This is a genomic window from Acinetobacter sp. YH1901141 (assembly GCF_013416935.1).
Taxonomy (GTDB): domain Bacteria; phylum Pseudomonadota; class Gammaproteobacteria; order Pseudomonadales; family Moraxellaceae; genus Acinetobacter; species Acinetobacter towneri.
Genome location: NZ_VPEY01000034.1, coordinates 1 through 19,170, shown reverse-complemented (window position 1 = coordinate 19,170; position 19,170 = coordinate 1). Strand labels below are relative to the sequence as shown.

Here is a 19,170-nt window from a genome sequence, read left to right as displayed (position 1 = left end):
GCTTGCTTCAAGATACTCATGATCAAGCTGTCTGAATACTTAGATGTTTTCATAGAAAATCTCCTTAAATCAAGGTTATTCGATTTTCTACTTTTAAACTCAATTATTTTTAGGGAGGATTACCCAACAACTTTTAAGATTTGCTCAATCTCTTTTGAGAACATCTGTTGTTCTAGTGTTTTGATAAATAATTTGTATAACGAAGTTGATCTTGTCATTTTTGAGTTCGTATATGTTTTTATTATATAATGCGAAGTATAACAAACTTTTAAATTAGTAAAAAATCATAGTACTTTTCTCATATTAAATTTTAATGTGATTTAAAAATACAAAATTTGTCTCACCCCTCAGTCGGGCTTTTTTATTATTTATTACATTTCATTATATTATTAAAAATCAAACTGAATAAAAGCGAAAAGGAAGCTCTCGCTTCCTTCTCCAAAACAACTTAAATCCCATACTTCACACGGTACGCTTCCATTTTCGCCAAGGCATCTTTTTCACCTTTAGCATCCAAATAATTCATTAAATCTTTCATGGTAATTAAAGCATGCACAGGAATTTCCAACTCTTTTTGCACTTCCTGAATAGCAGACAAATCGCCCTGACCTTTTTCTTGACGGTCTAAAGCCACCAATACGCCCGCAATTTGTGCGCCTGCATTTTTCAAAATAGTCACCACTTCACGAATAGCCGTACCCGCAGTAATCACATCATCAATAATCCAAACTTTTTTGCCCTCAACCGCAGCACCCACCAACACACCGCCTTCGCCATGATCTTTGGCTTCTTTACGGTTAAACCCCCACGGCACACTTACGCCATGATTTTGCGATAAAGCCACTGCTGTAGCTGCCACAAATGGAATACCTTTATAGGCAGGCCCGAAAATAACATCTACATTTTTGCATTGCATGAGTTGATCTGCATAGCCCGAAGCCAATAGCGATAAAGCTTCGCCATCATTCAACAAACCTGCGTTAAAAAAATAAGGACTCACACGACCCGATTTTAAAGTAAACTCACCAAATTTAAGCACACCACGTGATAAGGCGAGTTCGATAAAAGCTTGCGGGTTAAATTGAGCTGGCGATGTCATGAGGTGCTCCAAATTAATACATTGAGGTAAGACCTGAGCATGATACCAAAGAGTAGCTATCCGAGTGATCAAAAAATTCTTCGAGTGGTTTCAATTAACGTCAATGGGTTGCGTTCATCGGTAAGCAAAGGCTTACTCGAATGGTTGGAAAAGTCTGAAGCAGACGTGATTTGCATGCAGGAAAGCCGCATCACACACGCCCAATGGACCGATAAATTTAAGCCAGAAGGCTGGCACACGCATCTTTTCCCTGCAGAACGCGCAGGCTACGCAGGGACAGCTATTTATAGCCGTTTGCCGTTTGTTTCTGTGCAAAATGGTTTAGGCTTTGAATTGGCCGATTCTCAGGGTCGCTTTATCAGTGCTGAATTTGATGTAGGACTGGATCACCCAATTTACATCTGTTCACTGTATTTGCCTTCTGGCTCTTCAGGTGAAGAAGCCCAAATGCGGAAAGATCACTTTTTAGAAGAGTATCAAAAAATTCTAAAACAGTGGCGTGAAGACAATAAATCGATCATTGTCTGTGGCGATTACAACATTGTGCATAAGCGCATTGATATTAAAAACTGGTCAGGTAACCAAAAGTCTTCAGGTTGCTTACCGCATGAACGTGCATGGTTAGATCATATTTATAATGACTTGGGCTATGTCGATACCTTCCGTGAAGTACGCCATGAAGCAGAGTTGTATTCTTGGTGGTCAAATCGCGGGCAAGCCCGTGCCAAGAACGTTGGTTGGCGGATTGATTATCATGCCTGTTCACCCGACTGGAAAGCACGCACTGTCAATGCTTGGGTGTATAAAGACGAATGGTTTAGTGACCATGCTCCCGTGATTATTGATTATAAGATTTAGGGTCTATTGACATTTCATAAATGGTTTGCGCTGTAGGCTAAAACTGAGCAGATCAGGCGTGAAACGCAGGGAATAGTGGGTCTATTGCCAAGTTTCATAACGCAATCTGAGAAAGTTTTAGCCACAGCCTGAGCAAAAACAAGCACTGCTTTGTTTGCAGCGCAAGGCGCAGCGAAGGACGAGCATATTTTTTTGCTGCTATTGCGTTATGTGCCAGTCATTTAGAATGGCTAAATTTCCTGTCCCATGCCTTATATCAGCTAAAAATATGCGTCGTCGCAAACATAGACGAATTGTCAATAGTCCCTTATTCACACAAATTTCACAGCCTACACGAGTGAACAATTGTTCACTCAACTGAGGTTCAATTCGCACATAATCTGTCGACTTTGTGTATTTATCTTCAAGTCGATTCAGCGCATTATTGCATCACGGCAAAGGGACAGTCAGGATGACACAAAAGGATTGGAAGCCGAAGGATGGAAAGTAAACTAACTGGTTTTGGTTAGTTTCAAGGATGTAACAATGGACGTTAAAATGAGACCCGCATAATCAGGATGATTAAATGCGGGTTTTCTCTTTTTATCATCTTATTTTCTGTTTTGCGCTATTACTGTTGTTCTTCACTGTATTTTTTATTTTCACTTGAGTCTATTTTTATCAAGTTTTTCATTTTATTCTGTTTATGCGTCCCATTTTAGAGCGATCAAGTGTCAATTTGGTGACATCGGTATGACGTATTGATGACAAATACCATTTAAACAGCCAGTCATTGTTCACTGCAAGTTTCTAGCACTTAGCGCTGTTTTGGGCTAGGCTATAGCCAGTTTGATGATATTAACGTGAAAAAAATATGTTAAAAATTTATGGGATTAAGAACTGCAATTCAATGAAAAAAGCCTTCGATTTACTCAATGAATTGGGGCTAAGTTATGAGTTTCACGATTATAAAAAACAAGGGATCGATGCCGACACTGTCAAAAGTTGGTTAGATGCGCTTGGGCAAGATGTAGTACTGAATAAAAAAGGCACCACTTGGCGCAAACTCAGCGAAGCAGAACAGCAAGCTGCCTTGGCCAGTGAAGCCAACTTAATTGAGGCACTTTGCACCCACACCAGTTTAATTAAGCGTCCTGTCTTAAAAACTGAATCAGGCTTTATTGCGGGTTTTGATGAAGCGGCTTATCGTGCTTTAGGTTAAGTTTAAAAAAATACCAATAAAAAAACCTGCTCACATGGAGCAGGTTTTTTTATATCCTGTGCAATATGATTTCAACTGCACAGGTGGAATACATGCTTAGTTCGCACGAATCCATGTTTGGTTACGACCCAATGCCGCTACACCAATGAAACCACGCAATTCCAGTTTCTTACCACCATCGGCAAGTTTACCTTTTAGCTTGTAGGTTTTACCTGTTTGCGGGTCAAGAATTGAACCACCATCGTAGCTCGTGCCGCCTGTATTTTTCAGACCGCGAACAATGGTCAAACCTTTGAGTGATTTGTTGTGATACGGACCTTCACATTTTGTACAGGCATTTTCTTCACCAGGCGTTAAAATTGACTGAATGCTTGCGGTTAAAGTTCCATTTTTTTGCTCAGTAAATCTTACCGTGGCTTTGGGTTGTTTGGTTTTGTCGTCAATTGTTTTCCAAACTGTGCCGTTAAGCGGATCTGCAGCATTGGCCAAAGCGCTTAAACCTAACAGCCCGAATGCAAGTGCAATTTTTTTCATTGTTTTGTTTCCCTAGTCTACTATCAGACAACTTTATTATTAAAAAGTCACAACAAATTTGCAATTTTTGAATGTGACCGTTTAGTGTACCCTTGTAAATTATGTTGGTAAATACACAAATATCCGATCAAATAAAGAACAAGATGGAAAAATCATGAAGATTAACCCCATGTGGAAACAAATTATTACAGAGCAGTTTTTAAAAACCACCATTCGCAAACCAAGCCAATTTAATTTCCCCCCCAATTCTGTACGTTTTGCACTAGAACAAATGTGCCGTTTATTTCCCATGCAAAAGTCGGTGCAGGTACGCGCGCTGCGTTTAGCAGGTCTGCATGCCGAAGAATTAAAACCACAGAATGCTGCAACACAGCTCATTTTTCATATTCATGGCGGGGCTTTTTTTCTGGGTTCGTTAAATACCCATCGAGCATTTTTGAGTCAAGTTGCGGCACGCACCCAAATGCAAGTGATTCATGTCGATTATCCGCTTGCACCTGAGCATCCTTTTCCACATGCTTTGGAAGCCGTGTTTGATGTCTATCAAAGTCTGTTGGCGCAAGGTATACACGCCAAAGATATTATTTTGTCAGGAGATTCTTGCGGTGCAAATTTAGCGTTGGCGCTAGCTTTAAAAATACGTGATGAGCAATTGCCGCAAGTGAGTGGCTTAATGCTGCTGTCACCATTTTTAGATTTAACCCTCACCAGTGAATCCTTGCGTTATAACAGCAAGCATGATGCCCTGCTGTCAATTGAAACGCTGGAAACAGGCATTGATTACTATGTACCGCCTGAACTTGATCGGGCAGACCCGCAAATTTCGCCATTGTTTGATGATTTACATGAATTACCACCAGTTTTAGTACAAATTGGCTCTAAAGAAATTTTGCTGGATGATGCAACACGTTTTAAAGAAAAAGCCGAACAGGCAGGCGTAGAAGTGCATTACAAACTCTACACGGGTATGTGGCACAATTTTCAAATGTTTTCACCGTGGTTTGAAGAAGCCAAACGTGCATTGGCAGATTTAGCAGAGTTTGCACATCGGCAAGATCAGAGCTAAGTTCAACCATAACAAGGCTTTGCTAACCAACCCTTTTAGCCGATCCATCTATATAAAAAAGCTCAGCACCCTCAAGGCACTGAGCTTTTTTTATTGAAATAGTGGGTTAAATCGCCTGAATTTTTTGCATCGCATTGGCAACAGCTTGGTCTTTAAATTCCGACATACTCACCCCTTCAGCGCGAATAATTTCTACATCATTCACCCCTGTAAAGTTGAAGATGGTTTTCAAGAAATCTTCCTGAAAATCGGCAGGGCTGTTATCACCATACACACCGCCACGGCTACTGGCGATATAGGCTTTTTTCTCACCCGCCAAGCCTACAGGCCCTTGCTCGGTATATTTAAAGGTTTCACCTGCCACGCTGATGCGATCAATCCATGCTTTTAAAGTTGAAGTCAAACCAAAGTTATACATGGCTGCACCCACCACCACGACATCGGCATCAATATATTGTTGGATGATTTTTTCACCCAAAGCCGCTTGTTCTGCATCCTGCCCCATTAAAATTTCGGCAGTTAAGTGCGGAATCGGCTGTTGTGCCAAATCTAAATAATCGACCTGTGCATTGCTATTTTTTGCAGTCAATTGTTGCACAATCGCTTGGCTTAACTGACGTGAAACTGAGTTTTCACCTAAAATACTCGAGTCGATGTGTAAAATTTTCATGGGGATGTTCCAATCTTGTATTCATTTAATAACGCTATTTTAATCGTGCAGCGTAAATAGAATAATTGGGAAAACTAAGACACTATGTTTTATTTTTGGAACAAAAAAGACCACTTTACCGTACAAAAACTTCCGCAGTATTTTTCCTAATCCTGCTTTTTCCAAGTCATTTTGCTGGTTTTTGATAAGGCTCTAAATAATTGACCCACATTGCTTCTTGTGATGCGGCGTGTACCCAAGCGCGCATAGCAGGATGCTGCATCACCCGCTGCATATAGTGTTGGCTGTTGGCACTTACAGGCAAGGCATAAGTCATAAAACGTGTCACCACAGGGGCATAAAACGCATCGGCAATGCTAAATTCACCACACAAGAAACCATCTACAGCAGGACGTTCCACCCAAATGTGTTCAATGCGTGCCACATCCTGTCTTAAACCCGAATGTTCTTGCCATAACTTTGCACCCACCTCTGCTAAATTAGCGCGAATATTCATGCCGCTTAAACTGCGTAAATCGGTAAAACCGCTGTGCATTTCTGCGCTGATGCTACGCGCCCAAGCGCGTTGCTGTGCATCACGTGGCCAAAGTGCCTGTTCAGGATATTGCTCTGCCAAGTATTCACAAATGGCGAGAGAATCCCAAATCAACATGCCCTGATCTAACAAGGCAGGCACTTTACCATTGGGGTTAATTTCTAGGACACGTTGTTTAAAATCGCCCTCACCACGCTCGCATGGAAAGTTCAGTTGTATTTCTTCAAAAGCCAAATCAAACGCCTTCAGTACCAACCACGGGCGCATCGACCAGCTCGAATAATTTTTATTGGCAATATACAGCTGCATCATGGCGATGACTCCTGTGTGGTTTGAAGTTGCTGCAGTTGATTTAACAAGGTGCTTTCGTTAAACGCACCCGTTAAACGCAGACTGCGAATTTCTTGTTGTTGTGCATCCAAAAATAAAAAGGTAGGTGGCCCTAAAATTTCCCATTTATTCAGCAAAGCTTGATGACTGGCATCGTAATGGCTTAAATCGAGTTTAATTAAATAAAATTCTGCAAGTGCCTGTTTTACAGTGGAAGATGTCAATACCTGTTGCTCAATCGGACGGCACGCCACACACCAATCGGCATAGACATCTATAATCATGCGCTGATTTTTCGGAGCTTGGGCAAGTAACTGTTGTAATTCTGTTGCAGTCGTTGCACGGTGCCATTCTAAGACTGCATCGTTTTCCTGCTGCCAAAAACGCTGACTGTGTTGATATTGGCTATAAATCAGATACGGCACCACCACCAATAACGCACTCAGATAAATCGCCCGCAGCACACCATGATAGCCGCTCAAACGATGCAGCACATAGCCGACAAAACCCAGTCCAAGTGCCAAACTAAGCCATTGCATCCATGCTTCACCCAATAAAGGACGAATAAAATACAACGCCAATGCCAACATAATAAAGGCAAACAGCACTTTGACTTGATGCATCCACAAACCTGCGCGTGGTAAAGCTTTTGCCCCAAGCACACTGGCCAATAATAACGGCGTACCCATACCAAAACCGAGCGTAAATAACAGCAACGCCCCCTGCATCTGACTTTGGGTTTGTGAAATAAACAATAACGCCCCTGCCAGTGGTGCAGTCATACATGGGCCAACTAAAAGTGCCGACAACATGCCCATGAGTGCAGCACCTGCCAAATTACCGCCTTTTTGCATGGATTGTGCCTGATCTAGTCGATTGACCCAAGCACGCGGCAACTTGATTTCAAACAGTCCAAACAGATTTAAGGCAAACAGCACAAACAGCAAACTAAAAGCAATTAAAGTCGCAGGTTGCTGCAACCAGCGCTGAAAATTCAAACCTGCGGATGACGCAATTAAACCCAATATGGCATAGACCATTGCCATGCTACAGACAAAGACCAGAGTAATCGTCCACGCTTTGACACCTTTATGTTCACGCACCAACAAGGAGGTCAAAATCGGTAGCATCGGCAAGGAGCATGGGGTAAAGGCCAATAAAACCCCTAAACCCAAAAACAGCAGCAAGCCATAGGCAAACGAACTTTGTGCCAGTTTTTCTGACCATATTTGATCTTGTGCTGTGATGGTTTGCGCTGTCGCAACACTTGTTGAGGATGCTAGCGTGGAGTTGGCAGGTGTTGTCGAAAACACATTCTGGGTTGGGTTACTGTGTCCACCCCACAGATTTTTTTGTGCTGCGCTTTGATTGTCTAAAATCACCAAACCAGTGCTGTCTGTCTGAAATTCAATGCGCTGTGGTGGATAACAAAGTCGATCTTGCGCACAACCTTGCCAGCTCACTTGATAGCGCTGTGCAGCCTGCGTGGGAATTTTAAAACTGACTTGTTGATAATAAACCTGAGTATGTCCATAGTTTTCATCATAAACATCTTCTGCGGGAGGCAACTCTAAAGCCAGTATTTGCTGTCCATGCTCAACCTTAAATTGATGCTGATACAAATAATACTGTTCAGGCATGTTCCAGCGCAGTTCGGCTTGTTGGGGATTGACCGATTCAACGCTAAACTGAAAGGCTTGTTCGGGTGGGAGTAAAGGTGCTTCTGCGTGTAGGCTTAGCGAACACAATAAAAGTAGACTTGCGAGCAGACAAGATAAGCCCTGCGCCACATAACGTAAAATATCAGCCATTAGATCAACAGCAACTTGCCAAAAGGTCTGAAATAAGGACTGCTTCATGTTCTGCTCGCCTCGGCATGAACTTTATTAGGATGAAAACGAATCTGCAGCAAGCTTAATACTTAATAACTTTGGCCTGCTGCAGCATACAACGTATTTTAAAGCTTTAAATGGTTTAAATGGCTTAGAACAAAAACGCCATACCTAAACCTGCACGGTAACTTTTATCTGCACCGTCTAAATCTACACCGACACTGGCATCCAGTTGAGTGCGTTCATTCAGTGCGTAAATCACTCCCGAAATTAAGCCATATTCATTGTCCTGACTTTCAGCTTTGCGATAGACCAATTCTGAAAAACCTGACCATTGATCGCTTAAACGGTACTGAATATTGGGAATTGCTGTAACCGCCCAATCGCTATTTTGTACATCGTAACGCATGTTGATGCCTGTTTTTAACAGCTCACTGTATTGATAGCTGACTGCCGTACCCAAGCTATAAATATCATCTTCTTCGCTAAAGCCATCATTGCCTGTGGCAATTAGCGCTTGCAACAACACGGCCATAGAAAGTTTGTCATCATTTAAGTCAATGGCTTGTTTTAAACCAATGCTGACATCACCCAAACCATCATCTTCAACCGATTGACCTGCAGTTTTGCTTTTGCTCCATGCAGGCCCTTGCCAGCCCAGCTGTAACTCTAAATCTTGCGCCAAACCTGTACGTAACAGCATGTCAGCATTAAGGCGAGTAGTTTTAACTTTTTCGCCCGAAGCATCGTTACTTTCTTGATAACTTGCACTTGGCAAAGCCTGTTCCCAAGCCAGTTTCCCTACAGGTGTAATACCCGTACTCACTCCTGCACCAGGACGATCAAACTCAAAATCTGCCGCGCTCACCTGCATGCTGATGCCTGCCGCCACGATTAACCCAACTGTTTTTAATGCTGACATATTTTTATCTCTGCTCTTAGGCCAATTCTTTGCTCATTTTTGCGCCATAACGACGCAACAATTCTAAAGTCTGTTGTTCTTCTGGCAAAGCATCCGACCACTGAATTTCATCAAAATCACAATCAAACAATAAATCACTAATTGAAGATAAAATCGTTAAACCATCTTCATCTTTGCTGTTCGGATCGACTTTTTCATCTAATAAACGCTGTACCGCAGGAACACATGCTGCAGAAGCCGCATCCCACAATGGGCCGTAAATTTCTTCGGCATCCCATAAATGCAAATTCACTTTGGCTTGAATCAAGGCCTCTAAAATATCTAAATGCACTTGCAAATCTTGCTGTTTTTGCTGCTCTGTGAGTGGCTGACCTGCTTCATATGCTTCGCAGACTTTTTCCCACCATTGAAATAAACCATCTGACCAGACTGAAATTACAGGGCCTTTTTCGGCATCCATAAAGTTAGGGTCTAAACCGTCTGCCAATAGGCGTTGCACTTGGGCAAGGTCTAATTCTTCTATTGCTTGCACCAAGACTTGTTGTTGCGCAGTTAACATGCAGAGAGCTCTCTTATTCAATGTTTAATTTAGAACTATTATGCCCAATAAAGCGACATTTGTATGAGATAAATGTCAGCAAATCGTGAATTTAGTGCATTGGCTGCATGCAAACACAAAAAAGCCCCGCAAAATTTGCGAGGCTCTTGGAATCTGTCTGATCCTTATTCGTCGTCGCCACCAACATCTGTATCTACAAATTCTGGGCGAGCACCACGAGGATTCTCATTTTTCTCAAACGCATGTTCTAGGCTGCGTTTTAAACGGTCAATCGCACCGTGAATGGCTGTATCAATATTATGACCACGATGATTCACAACCACTGGTTTTAAACCTGCTGGACGTGCTTCAATCATACAACGAATGTCGTCATCACCGCCTTTTTCACCATTTTCATCACTAAAATGCACTGAAAAATGGGTAATACGCTCACTGTGGCGTTGGAATTCATTATTCAGTTCTTCACGAACGTAACTAATTAATCGATCACTGTTTTGAATGTTTTTATCGGTACGGATTTCAATGTTCATGATTTCATCCTCTTGCGTTCGTTATTTCTGAATCTTGTTGTGCCAAAATCTTACACATAATTTTATATATACGTTTTGGCGTGTTTATAATGTGCTGTTTTTACAGCATAAAGTACATCTTCAACTTAGTTTGGAATCACTTCCTCCTACGTGAATGATGAACACTTTTAATTCTGCAGAACCGTGTCCCTATACCTTGAATATCGGGCCTATCTGAAAAATATGCAAGCGATATTTATAGAAAAGCAGCAAAAGAATAACCCTTTTATCACCAATTTCAGCTTAGATGTTCAATAAGCGATCAATTTGGATAGCACTACGTTGTTCAATCTATTGCCAATGAGAAACTTGATGCTTTTAAAGGGTTTAGTCACACCTGCAATATTCACCTTTACATTTTAACCATTGGTTTTAAATCGTTTAAAAAGCATTCAACCCAAAAGCTGATAGAAAACACCCCAAAATGACCCGTCAATAATCGAATTTTGCTTTATTTTTGCTAAAGAATCTGTATCCTTGAAACGCTTTTATTGGGGTCTATTTTTATGAAACTTACACATATTGCTGCGCTGTGCGCAATCTCCACTGCTGCAACTTTTACGCAAGCTGCACCGATTTGGCAAGATTTTAGCGTGACAGGTTTATACGGTGAAAATTACAAATCACCTTTTTTAACTAGCGATCAAGAGATTGAACAAAGCACTGTAACTTTTGAATACGCTGCTGGTTTTAAATATGGTGATTTTTTTGCCTTTGCTGACCGTTCAAACAATGATGTAGATGGCAATGACACTTACTTTGAAGTATCACCACGCTTAAGCTTAGGCGCTGTTTCTGGTCAAAAACTTGCCTTTGGTCCAATTAAAGATGTTTTAATTGCAACCACTTGGGAAGGTGGCGAAGGCTTTAACAATTACCTATACGGTATTGGTTTTGATCTTGAGCTTCCATATTTCAAATATGCGCAATTGAACTTCTACAAAGCAGATAATGATAAAGATATCTCTCAAGATGATTATCAAATGACGTTTGCTTACGGTCTTCCATTTAAAGTCGGTGCTGAAGACTTTTTAGTAGATGGTTTCCTTGATTGGTCTACTGCAGAAGATGACCATGCCAGCGAACTCAACTGGACTACACAATATAAATGGAATGCAGGCAAACACATTTCGCCAAATACACGTTTATATGTCGGTATCGAACACTCTGTTTGGAACAACAAGTTTGGTATTAAAGGCGTAGATCAAAACGATGTCAGCGCATTGGTCAAATACCATTTCTAAGCTGTATTTTTCTCTGTTCAAAAAAGCAAGACTTCGGTCTTGCTTTTTTATTGGTCATTAAAATAGTTTCCAATAAATATGCTTTGCTCATAACCATGCAACCCATTTGTACTTAGCGCAAAACTCCGCTACATTGAGTTAAATTTCAAATAAAAAGCACTGTGAAGGCCACATGCAAAAAACCGATTTCATTATTCTGCTGTTTTGTGCGATTGCTGCAATTTTGCATGGCATGAGCGGTTTTGGTTTTCCTATGCTCAGTACGGCTGCGGTGGCGATGTTATATCCACTCAGTACTGCGGTTGCTTTGGTTCTGATTCCCTGTTTGCTTCTCAATATCTACATGCTGCGGGGCGATGCCACACAATCTATATTCAGCAGTTTATATGGCTACTGCAAAAAATATTGGGGTTTAATCTTCAGTGCGCTGATTGGCAGCTATTTGGGCGTCAGTTTGCTGCTCATTCTGAACGAAGGTTATTTAAAATTGGCAATGGGCGTACTGATTTTATTGTACGTGGCCGATCAATTTCGACAACGTCCTTTGCAAATTTCTGCCTCACTCAAAAATATGCTGATTTTTGGTTTGCTGGCAGGTGTGATTGGTGGTGCGACCAATGCCATGGCACCATTTCTAATGATGTATTTACTCAGCACTCAACACAGCAAAACCGATATTGTGGTGATTAGCAACTTAAACTTTATTATTTCCAAACTCATTCAATTGGCAGTTTTATATCCAGTAATTCAACAGTTTAGCCACATACAATTAAAAGTTTTAGCCCTGATTTGCATCATCTCTATGCTGATGGTGTATATCGGCAGTCTGATTCGTAAACAAATTTCCCAGACATTATTTAAGCAGATTGTATTTACGTTATTGGGTTTTATGGCACTTTACGCGATTGCTCAAGGATTATTCATCATCCAAACATCACCTGCTTTATTGATATAAATCAGACCAATAAACATAACAAATGGAAAATTATTTAGATTTTTTTTGGCTTAAATAATTATTTACACCTATAATTAAGACCAGCTTAAAAAACAGTCTATTCAGACTGCTTCGGTCGTTTGCATCGACCAATCTTCCCTCTTTTCTTTTAATTCCTTTTGACGGAGTGAACTTCTATGGAAAATAACCATATAGAAGTGCCAACCAATATTAAGCGAAAAGAACTGATCAAGACCTGGGTGATTGTTGCAATTGCAGCCCTGCTCTCTTTCGGTTTATACAATGTCTTGCCCTATGATGAAAATGCAAATAAGGGTCTAAGTCTGTTGCTTTTTATTGGTATTTTATGGCTCACCGAAGCTGTACACATTACCATTACCGCGCTTTTGGTGCCGGTGCTTGCCGTAATTTTGGGCATGCCTGTAGAAAATGCCAGCAAAGTGCTTGAGCCAATTAGCACCAGCAAGGCATTGGCGACTTTTGCCGATCCTGTTATTTTCCTGTTCTTTGGTGGTTTTGCTTTAGCGACTGCACTGCACATTCAGAAACTGGATCGTAAAATTGCGATGTGGATTATTTCCATGTCGGGCGGTCACTTGGGGATTTCGGTTTTATCTATTTTTATCGTCACTGCTGCGTTGTCGATGTGGATTTCCAACACAGCCACGGCGGCGATGATGTTACCGTTGGCGCTGGGTTTGTTATCACACCTCGATGCCACCAAAGAGCGTAAAACCTTCGTTTTCATTTTATTGGGGATTGCCTACTCTGCCAGTTTAGGTGGTTTGGGTACGTTGGTGGGTTCGCCACCAAACGCTATTGCAGCCAAAGCATTAGACTATGACTTTGCTGACTGGATGAAAATTGGTTTACCAATGATGCTGATTTTGCTACCAGCGATGTTGGTCAGCTTATATTTGGTATTGCGTCCAAATTTAAATCAAAAAATTCATTTTGAAACTGAAGTGATTCCTTGGACCAAAACCCGTGTTGCAACGATGATTTTATTCGTATGTACTGCAGTGGCGTGGATTTTCGGCAAGAAACTTAGCGAAACCTTCGGCATTAGCCAACCCGATACATGGACTGCATTAACTGCTGCATGTTTAGTGGTTATGCTAGGTACTGCGTCTTGGAAGCAAGTGGCTGAAAATACCGATTGGGGCGTGTTATTACTGTTTGGTGGTGGTTTAACTCTCAGTGCGATCTTAAAAGATTCAGGCGCATCTTTGGTATTGGGTCAAACCCTTGCCAATACCTTTGGGGATACCTCTCCACTGGTGGTGATTTTTGCGGTGACCATCTTCATTATTTTCTTAACTGAATTTACCAGTAATACGGCGTCTGCTGCGTTATTGGTCCCTGTATTTGCTGCAATTGCAGACCAAATGGGTATTCCAAAAGAAATTTTAGTGGTGATTATTGGTATTGGTGCATCGTGTGCCTTTATGTTACCTGTGGCAACGCCACCAAATGCGATTGTATTTGGTACAGGTCAAATTAAACAAAGTGAAATGATGAGTGTGGGCATGGTGTTGAACGTCATGTGCGTATTTATTATTTCATTATTTGTATATTGGTTCTTTAGTTAAGGATCAATAAAAAATGGAGCACAAGATGCTCCATTTTTTCGCCTCAATTTTAGAATATTTTTAATCATCAAATCATTACCTAAATAAATTCGCTATACTCAGGACATAATAATTTAGACACAATGAGGAGGGTTAAATGGCTAAGTTTTTAAATACGAGCGCGACCAATTTTTTCTTAGAAGAACTGATAAAAAATGCCAAAGAAAGGTTAATTTTAATTAGCCTATATTTACGTTTAAATGACCGTATTAAAGAGTTACTTGAAGATAAAGATCGACTCAAAATTGATATTCGAATCGTTTATGGAAAAAGCGATTTACATCCTGATGAAATAAAATGGATGCAAAAACTTGATTTTGTTCGGCTCAGTTTTTGTAAAAACTTACATGCTAAATGCTATCTCAATGAATCTGAATGTATTATTTCTAGTCTAAATCTTTATGAATTTAGCCAAATTAATAATAACGAAATGGGCATTTTGATTCGCAAATATGAAGATCAAGATGTCTTTAAAGATGCTTATGAAGAAGCGCAACGTATTATTCGTATTAGTGATGAAGTTAGAATTAGTTTAGATGAAGTGAAAGCCGAACCAATAAATGAATCTGTTGAAGAAACCAATGACAATAATGTTGGTAAATTAACATCATCTAAACTTGCAGCAAAACATAAAATGAAAACCAATGAATTGTTGGCTCATTTTACCGAAAAAGGCTTATTAAATATCAATGATGCTGGAAAGCACACACTCACTCAACAAGGCAAAGACGTAGGTGCAGAATTTAAAACCAGTCAATATGGTGGATATTTTTTATGGCCTGAAAATATTGAATTATAAACACCAATCAAAATTACAATAAAAAGCATCCATTACTTTTTTGAAATAATGGATGCTTTTTCTAAATTAAATCAGCTTAAACCGCCAAATCGGCTAAATTACCTTTTTGCTCTAACCACACTTTACGGTCTGCAGAGCGTTTTTTAGCCAGCAATTTATCCAATAAACCTGCGGTAAAATGACTATCATCCAAATCGAGTTGCACCAAACGGCGTGTATTTGGATCCATCGTGGTTTCACGTAACTGACTGGCATTCATTTCACCCAAACCTTTAAATCGGGTAATTTGCGGATTTTTGGTTTTGGCTTTTTTCAGCGTATTTTCTAGCTCATCTTCATCTAGCGCATAATGCACATCTTTACCGTCATCAATACGGAATAACGGCGGCATGGCGACGTATAAATGCCCATCTTCCACCAAACTTGGGAAATGTTTCACGAATAAAGCACACAGCAAAGTGGCAATGTGTAAACCATCTGAGTCGGCATCGGCCAAAATACAAACCTTACCATAACGCAATTCAGATAAATCATCACTGCCCGGGTCAACCCCAATCGCAATTGCAATATCGTGTACTTCCTGCGAACCCAAAACCTCGTCCGAAGATACTTCCCACGTATTTAAAATTTTTCCGCGAATTGGCATGATCGCCTGAAAGTTTTTATCACGTGCTTGTTTGGCAGAACCACCTGCGGAATCACCTTCGACAATAAACAGTTCCGATTCTTCACGGGTTTGTCCCACGCAATCTGCCAATTTACCCGGCAAGGCTGGGCCTGAAACAATTTTTTTACGTTCTACTTTTTTCGCTGCTTTTAAACGACGACCTGCTTTGGAAATTGCCATTTCTGCCAGCTGCATGGCAATGTCAGAGTTTTGGTTTAACCACAAGGCAAAGGCATCTTTGGCAATATTCTGCATAATGCTTGCCGCTTCACGGCTCGATAAACGCTCTTTGGTCTGCCCTGAAAACTGCGGTTCTTGGAACTTTAACGATAAAATGTAGTTGACCCCATCCCAAACATCTTCGGCAGATAGCTTTAAATTACGCGGCAATAAATTGCGTAATTCACAGAATTCACGTAACGCATCGGTCACACCAGAACGTAGTCCATTGACATGCGTACCGCCTTGCGCAGTCGGAATCAAGTTGACATAACTTTCTTGAATTTGCTCGCCGCCTTCTACATTCCAGCAAATTGCAAACTCTGCACTGGCACGCTCTGCCTCACCTGTCGCCACAAAAGCAGGGGCAGGTACAATCTCTCGATCTTCCAGCTCATCCATCAAATAGTCGACTAGACCATTTTCAAACTGCCAGACAATTTTTTCATCGTTAATTTCATCAATGTAATGAATTTCTAAACCTGCAGCTAGTACCGCTTTGGCTTTTAAATTGTGTTTTAAGGCTTTTAGCGCAAATTTAGGTGAATCGAAATATTTAGCTTCAGGCCAGAAATGTACCAACGTACCCGAAGCACGTTTTGGGGCTTTGCCTTCCAAGACTTCTAAAGGTGCAGCAGCTTCGCCCTGATCAAAAGCCATTTTATACAGGTTGCCCTGACGCTGTACGGTCACTTCAACCCGACTGGACAAGGCATTCACTACAGAAATACCGACCCCGTGCAAACCGCCCGAAAATTGGTAGTTGTCGGTGCTGAACTTACCGCCTGCATGCAGCTTGGTCAGAATAATTTCAATCCCGCTTTGCCCGTATTCTGGGTGAATATCGACAGGCATACCACGGCCATTGTCTTCTACCGACAAAGAGCCATCTTTATAGACTTTTACGGTAATTTTATTGGCATGCCCTGCAAGTGCTTCATCCACCGCATTATCAATAACTTCTTGCGCCAAATGGTTTGGACGTGTGGTGTCGGTATACATGCCCGGACGACGACGTACTGGATCTAAACCAGATAAAACTTCAAGAGATTGAGCGGTATATTGAGACACGTTGTACTGTTTCCTTAAGCTAGGGAATCCGATAAAAATTGCAGTAACATCGGAATTTTGTCTGCAAAATTATCCATGGCATGATTGCCGTGCGCTTCAGTCATGATCATGGCCGAAGGTGAGGCAGCACTATAATAACGCTGCGCTTCACGATAATCCAAAACTTCATCGCCTTGTTGCAATAACACCAATATTTTGTCTGCATCTTGCGCAACTGGCAACGCAATGTCTGCTAAGTCATCCAATTGCGCTGCAGTTAAGCTCCAGTTCGGATGTACCACATAGGGCAGCACATCGCCAAACAAGTCCTGAAACAATTGCCATGGTCGCATAGCAGGGTTAATCACAACAGCAGGCACATGATGCTGTGCGACCAGTTGTGTCGCATAAAAGCCGCCTAGACTGCTGCCCACCAATGCCACATTGGGCAAACGTCGAATCAATGCCGATACGTTTGCCAAAACCGCTAAAGGTGGAGCATTTAAATCGGGCAAATGCATCTGAATATCAGGGCGATGCTGCTGCACATAGGCATACAATAGCTGCCCTTTCATGGACAAAGGACTACTTTGAAAACCATGTAAATAAATTAAATTCATGCGCGACATTTCTGAGCAACACCATTCAATTTTTGGCTGATACAGCACTTATTTTGCGTTTTTAATTTAATTTTCATGGAAAAATGCAATTGTTAGACAAAAAGATGCGAACATCTTGGCAGTCATCGGTATTTTACAAGTAGTTCAAGATGAACACGATAAAATAAAAGTATCGGGTTTGGTGACAATTCATCTAAAAATTTGCAGTTCTGTAAATTCATGAAATGCCAGCAGACCCTTGAGTTTATACCGCGAACCCAAGTAAAAATAAAGCGTTCGGTATATGGGAACACAAGGGGCAACACAGTATGCCAAGTTTAACACCGCTGCATGAAACGTATTGTAGATGGGATCGTACACCTCCAAGTCAGGCCGATATCCTAGAAGGCTTGGCACAGTTGGTCAGCACGCGCCTGAATGCCGTGATGAGCGAAGTGATTCAAACCATTCAGCGTGAAGTTTTGCTCAGCGTATTTGGCATGAGCGAACAACGCTCGCAAAAGTTTCAAAAAACCGCAACTTTTCAAAAGTTGTATAAGTTTGCCTTCCACAGCTTACAACAATACGGCTATCACTTTGTTGCACCAGGTTTACGTCAAATCATTGCGCAATTTCCCAACTTACATGACAAAGCACTCACGCCAAGCCTGCATTTTTTAGTCGGTGTACTGAATGGCGTACTGGGAGATTATCTACTCGAACAGCAAAATCCGCTCGCCTTACCTATGGTGCTCTATGACCATTATGGCGAAGTCCAACAAGGCGATTTGTCTGGACGTGTGGTAATTTTTGTGCACGGTTTATGCCGCAATCACCTCGATTGGACTACACACCAATTTGGTGGTTTTGGTGAAAAATTACTGGCACAACGTGACCATAACACCATGTTATATCTGAATTACAATACAGGGCGTCGCATTTCTGCCAATGGCCGCAGTCTTGCCAATACCTTAGATGATTTAATTCAGCGTCATCCTAAAATTACCAGTATTGATTTAATTGGGCACAGCATGGGTGGCTTGGTGTCGCGCAGTGCGCTGTTTTACGGTAAGCAAAATTTGCAGCACTGGATTCACTTGGTCGAAAATCTGGTCTGCTTGGGTTCACCACATCATGGGGCTGTTTTGGAGCGTTTTGGTTTCCATTTACAGGAAAAATTAGGTCGCTTTCCTATTGTGAAAATTGTCGGGCATTTGGTCAACATTCGCAGCAACGGCATTTTAGATTTGCGCTATGGCAGTGTGCGAGATGATGACTGGGAACATAATCAGGCACGAATTGGACAGGTCGATGACAACCGCAAACCTGCACCTTTGCCGACCCATATTAATGCTTATTTCGTGGCAGGCAGCATTGAGTTTGAGAAAAAGCAGAACCTGACCCGCAAAGTCATTGGCGATTATTTAGTCAGTATAAAAAGTGCTTTGGGGGAACATCCTAACCCACGTTTTCAATTAAAACTGCCTGAATCGCACAAAGCTGTGTTCTATGGTCTGAACCATTTTCAGTTGCAATATCATCCGAGTGTGGCTGAGCAATTGGTGAAATGGTTTTATCCTGCGCATGAAGAAGTGCCAGAGCAGCAAATTCGTGAGTTTATTGGTGATTGGTCAAGCTTAGAAGGCATCGCGCTCACCTAACATAGTCTAAACAGTTCAAAATACGCTACAACACGATGATTTTTATAGTCAAATCATTATAAAACCAATACAATGGTGCAATGAGTTATTCAGAACATTTTAGACGTAAAATTTTAGCTAAGCTTGAGGAAGGTTATTCTATTCGAGCAGTAGCTGCACAATTTGAAATT

18 protein-coding genes and 1 pseudogene are annotated in these 19,170 nt (G+C 41.3%); 9 read left to right on the top strand and 10 right to left on the bottom strand.

Going from position 1 to position 19,170, the window contains the following annotated elements; all coding sequences use genetic code 11:
* Positions 1-448: 448 nt before the first annotated feature.
* Positions 449-1,099 carry an orotate phosphoribosyltransferase gene (gene pyrE / locus FTV52_RS13150; RefSeq protein WP_096901637.1) on the bottom strand — a complete coding sequence of 217 codons (651 nt, stop codon included), beginning with the start codon at positions 1,097-1,099 and terminating at the stop codon, positions 449-451.
* A 39-nt stretch (positions 1,100-1,138) separates the two neighbouring features.
* On the opposite strand from pyrE, the gene FTV52_RS13145 reads away from it, so the two are divergent.
* Positions 1,139-1,957 (top strand): exodeoxyribonuclease III, encoded by an 819-nt coding sequence (locus tag FTV52_RS13145; protein WP_179988755.1) that lies wholly within the window; start codon positions 1,139-1,141, stop codon positions 1,955-1,957.
* Positions 1,958-2,810: 853 nt separating this feature from the next.
* Positions 2,811-3,158, top strand: coding sequence for a Spx/MgsR family RNA polymerase-binding regulatory protein (locus FTV52_RS13140; RefSeq protein ID WP_026438350.1), 348 nt, complete (start codon positions 2,811-2,813; stop codon positions 3,156-3,158).
* A 96-nt stretch (positions 3,159-3,254) separates the two neighbouring features.
* Here the strand turns inward: FTV52_RS13140 and FTV52_RS13135 are convergent, their stop codons facing one another.
* Positions 3,255-3,692 carry a DUF2147 domain-containing protein gene (locus tag FTV52_RS13135; RefSeq protein ID WP_004974208.1) on the bottom strand — a complete coding sequence of 146 codons (438 nt, stop codon included), beginning with the start codon at positions 3,690-3,692 and terminating at the stop codon, positions 3,255-3,257.
* A gap of 154 nt (positions 3,693-3,846) precedes the next feature.
* Between FTV52_RS13135 and FTV52_RS13130 the strand changes: the two genes are divergently transcribed.
* Positions 3,847-4,758 carry an alpha/beta hydrolase gene (locus FTV52_RS13130; protein ID WP_179990969.1) on the top strand — a complete coding sequence of 304 codons (912 nt, stop codon included), beginning with the start codon at positions 3,847-3,849 and terminating at the stop codon, positions 4,756-4,758.
* A gap of 106 nt (positions 4,759-4,864) precedes the next feature.
* On the opposite strand, the gene FTV52_RS13125 is transcribed toward FTV52_RS13130, so the two are convergent.
* The 6 genes from FTV52_RS13125 to FTV52_RS13100 all read right to left on the bottom strand — a co-directional run bounded on the left by FTV52_RS13125 (position 4,865) and on the right by FTV52_RS13100 (position 10,136).
* Positions 4,865-5,428 (bottom strand): FMN-dependent NADH-azoreductase, encoded by a 564-nt coding sequence (locus FTV52_RS13125; protein WP_179990968.1) that lies wholly within the window; start codon positions 5,426-5,428, stop codon positions 4,865-4,867.
* 166 nt (positions 5,429-5,594) lie between these two features.
* Positions 5,595-6,275, bottom strand: a complete 681-nt coding sequence (locus FTV52_RS13120; RefSeq protein WP_179990967.1) for a glutathione S-transferase family protein — start codon at positions 6,273-6,275, stop codon at positions 5,595-5,597.
* Positions 6,272-8,104: a protein-disulfide reductase DsbD gene (dsbD, locus tag FTV52_RS13115; protein ID WP_179990970.1), complete on the bottom strand. Its 1,833-nt coding sequence runs from the start codon at positions 8,102-8,104 to the stop codon at positions 6,272-6,274. The genes FTV52_RS13120 and dsbD overlap by 4 nt, the downstream gene beginning before the upstream one ends.
* A 172-nt stretch (positions 8,105-8,276) precedes the next feature.
* The gene (locus FTV52_RS13110) at positions 8,277-9,047 is read right to left on the bottom strand and encodes a transporter (RefSeq protein ID WP_179988757.1); all 771 of its coding nucleotides are present in this window, start codon (positions 9,045-9,047) and stop codon (positions 8,277-8,279) included.
* Between the two features lie 16 nt (positions 9,048-9,063).
* Positions 9,064-9,606, bottom strand: coding sequence for an ankyrin repeat domain-containing protein (locus FTV52_RS13105; protein WP_136144366.1), 543 nt, complete (start codon positions 9,604-9,606; stop codon positions 9,064-9,066).
* A gap of 164 nt (positions 9,607-9,770) precedes the next feature.
* Positions 9,771-10,136: an HPF/RaiA family ribosome-associated protein gene (locus FTV52_RS13100; protein WP_004974190.1), complete on the bottom strand. Its 366-nt coding sequence runs from the start codon at positions 10,134-10,136 to the stop codon at positions 9,771-9,773.
* A 545-nt stretch (positions 10,137-10,681) separates the two neighbouring features.
* Between FTV52_RS13100 and FTV52_RS13095 the strand changes: the two genes are divergently transcribed.
* The 4 genes from FTV52_RS13095 to FTV52_RS13080 all read left to right on the top strand — a co-directional run bounded on the left by FTV52_RS13095 (position 10,682) and on the right by FTV52_RS13080 (position 14,804).
* Positions 10,682-11,419, top strand: coding sequence for an outer membrane protein OmpK (locus FTV52_RS13095; protein WP_179990966.1), 738 nt, complete (start codon positions 10,682-10,684; stop codon positions 11,417-11,419).
* 172 nt (positions 11,420-11,591) lie between these two features.
* Positions 11,592-12,374: a sulfite exporter TauE/SafE family protein gene (locus tag FTV52_RS13090; protein WP_004974188.1), complete on the top strand. Its 783-nt coding sequence runs from the start codon at positions 11,592-11,594 to the stop codon at positions 12,372-12,374.
* A 176-nt stretch (positions 12,375-12,550) separates the two neighbouring features.
* Positions 12,551-13,966: a DASS family sodium-coupled anion symporter gene (locus FTV52_RS13085; protein WP_179990965.1), complete on the top strand. Its 1,416-nt coding sequence runs from the start codon at positions 12,551-12,553 to the stop codon at positions 13,964-13,966.
* Positions 13,967-14,102: 136 nt separating this feature from the next.
* Positions 14,103-14,804, top strand: a complete 702-nt coding sequence (locus FTV52_RS13080) for a phospholipase D family protein (RefSeq protein WP_179990964.1) — start codon at positions 14,103-14,105, stop codon at positions 14,802-14,804.
* A gap of 76 nt (positions 14,805-14,880) precedes the next feature.
* Here the strand turns inward: FTV52_RS13080 and parE are convergent, their stop codons facing one another.
* Together parE and FTV52_RS13070 are read right to left on the bottom strand one after the other, a co-directional pair.
* Positions 14,881-16,761 (bottom strand): DNA topoisomerase IV subunit B, encoded by a 1,881-nt coding sequence (gene parE / locus FTV52_RS13075; protein ID WP_004974183.1) that lies wholly within the window; start codon positions 16,759-16,761, stop codon positions 14,881-14,883.
* Between the two features lie 14 nt (positions 16,762-16,775).
* Complete coding sequence (locus FTV52_RS13070) at positions 16,776-17,360, bottom strand: YqiA/YcfP family alpha/beta fold hydrolase (RefSeq protein WP_154320172.1); 585 nt, start codon at positions 17,358-17,360, stop codon at positions 16,776-16,778.
* Positions 17,361-17,668: 308 nt separating this feature from the next.
* On the opposite strand from FTV52_RS13070, the gene FTV52_RS13065 reads away from it, so the two are divergent.
* Positions 17,669-19,000, top strand: a complete 1,332-nt coding sequence (locus FTV52_RS13065) for an alpha/beta fold hydrolase (protein WP_154320171.1) — start codon at positions 17,669-17,671, stop codon at positions 18,998-19,000.
* A gap of 80 nt (positions 19,001-19,080) precedes the next feature.
* A pseudogene (locus tag FTV52_RS14635) lies at positions 19,081-19,170 on the top strand (transposase); the annotation flags it as partial.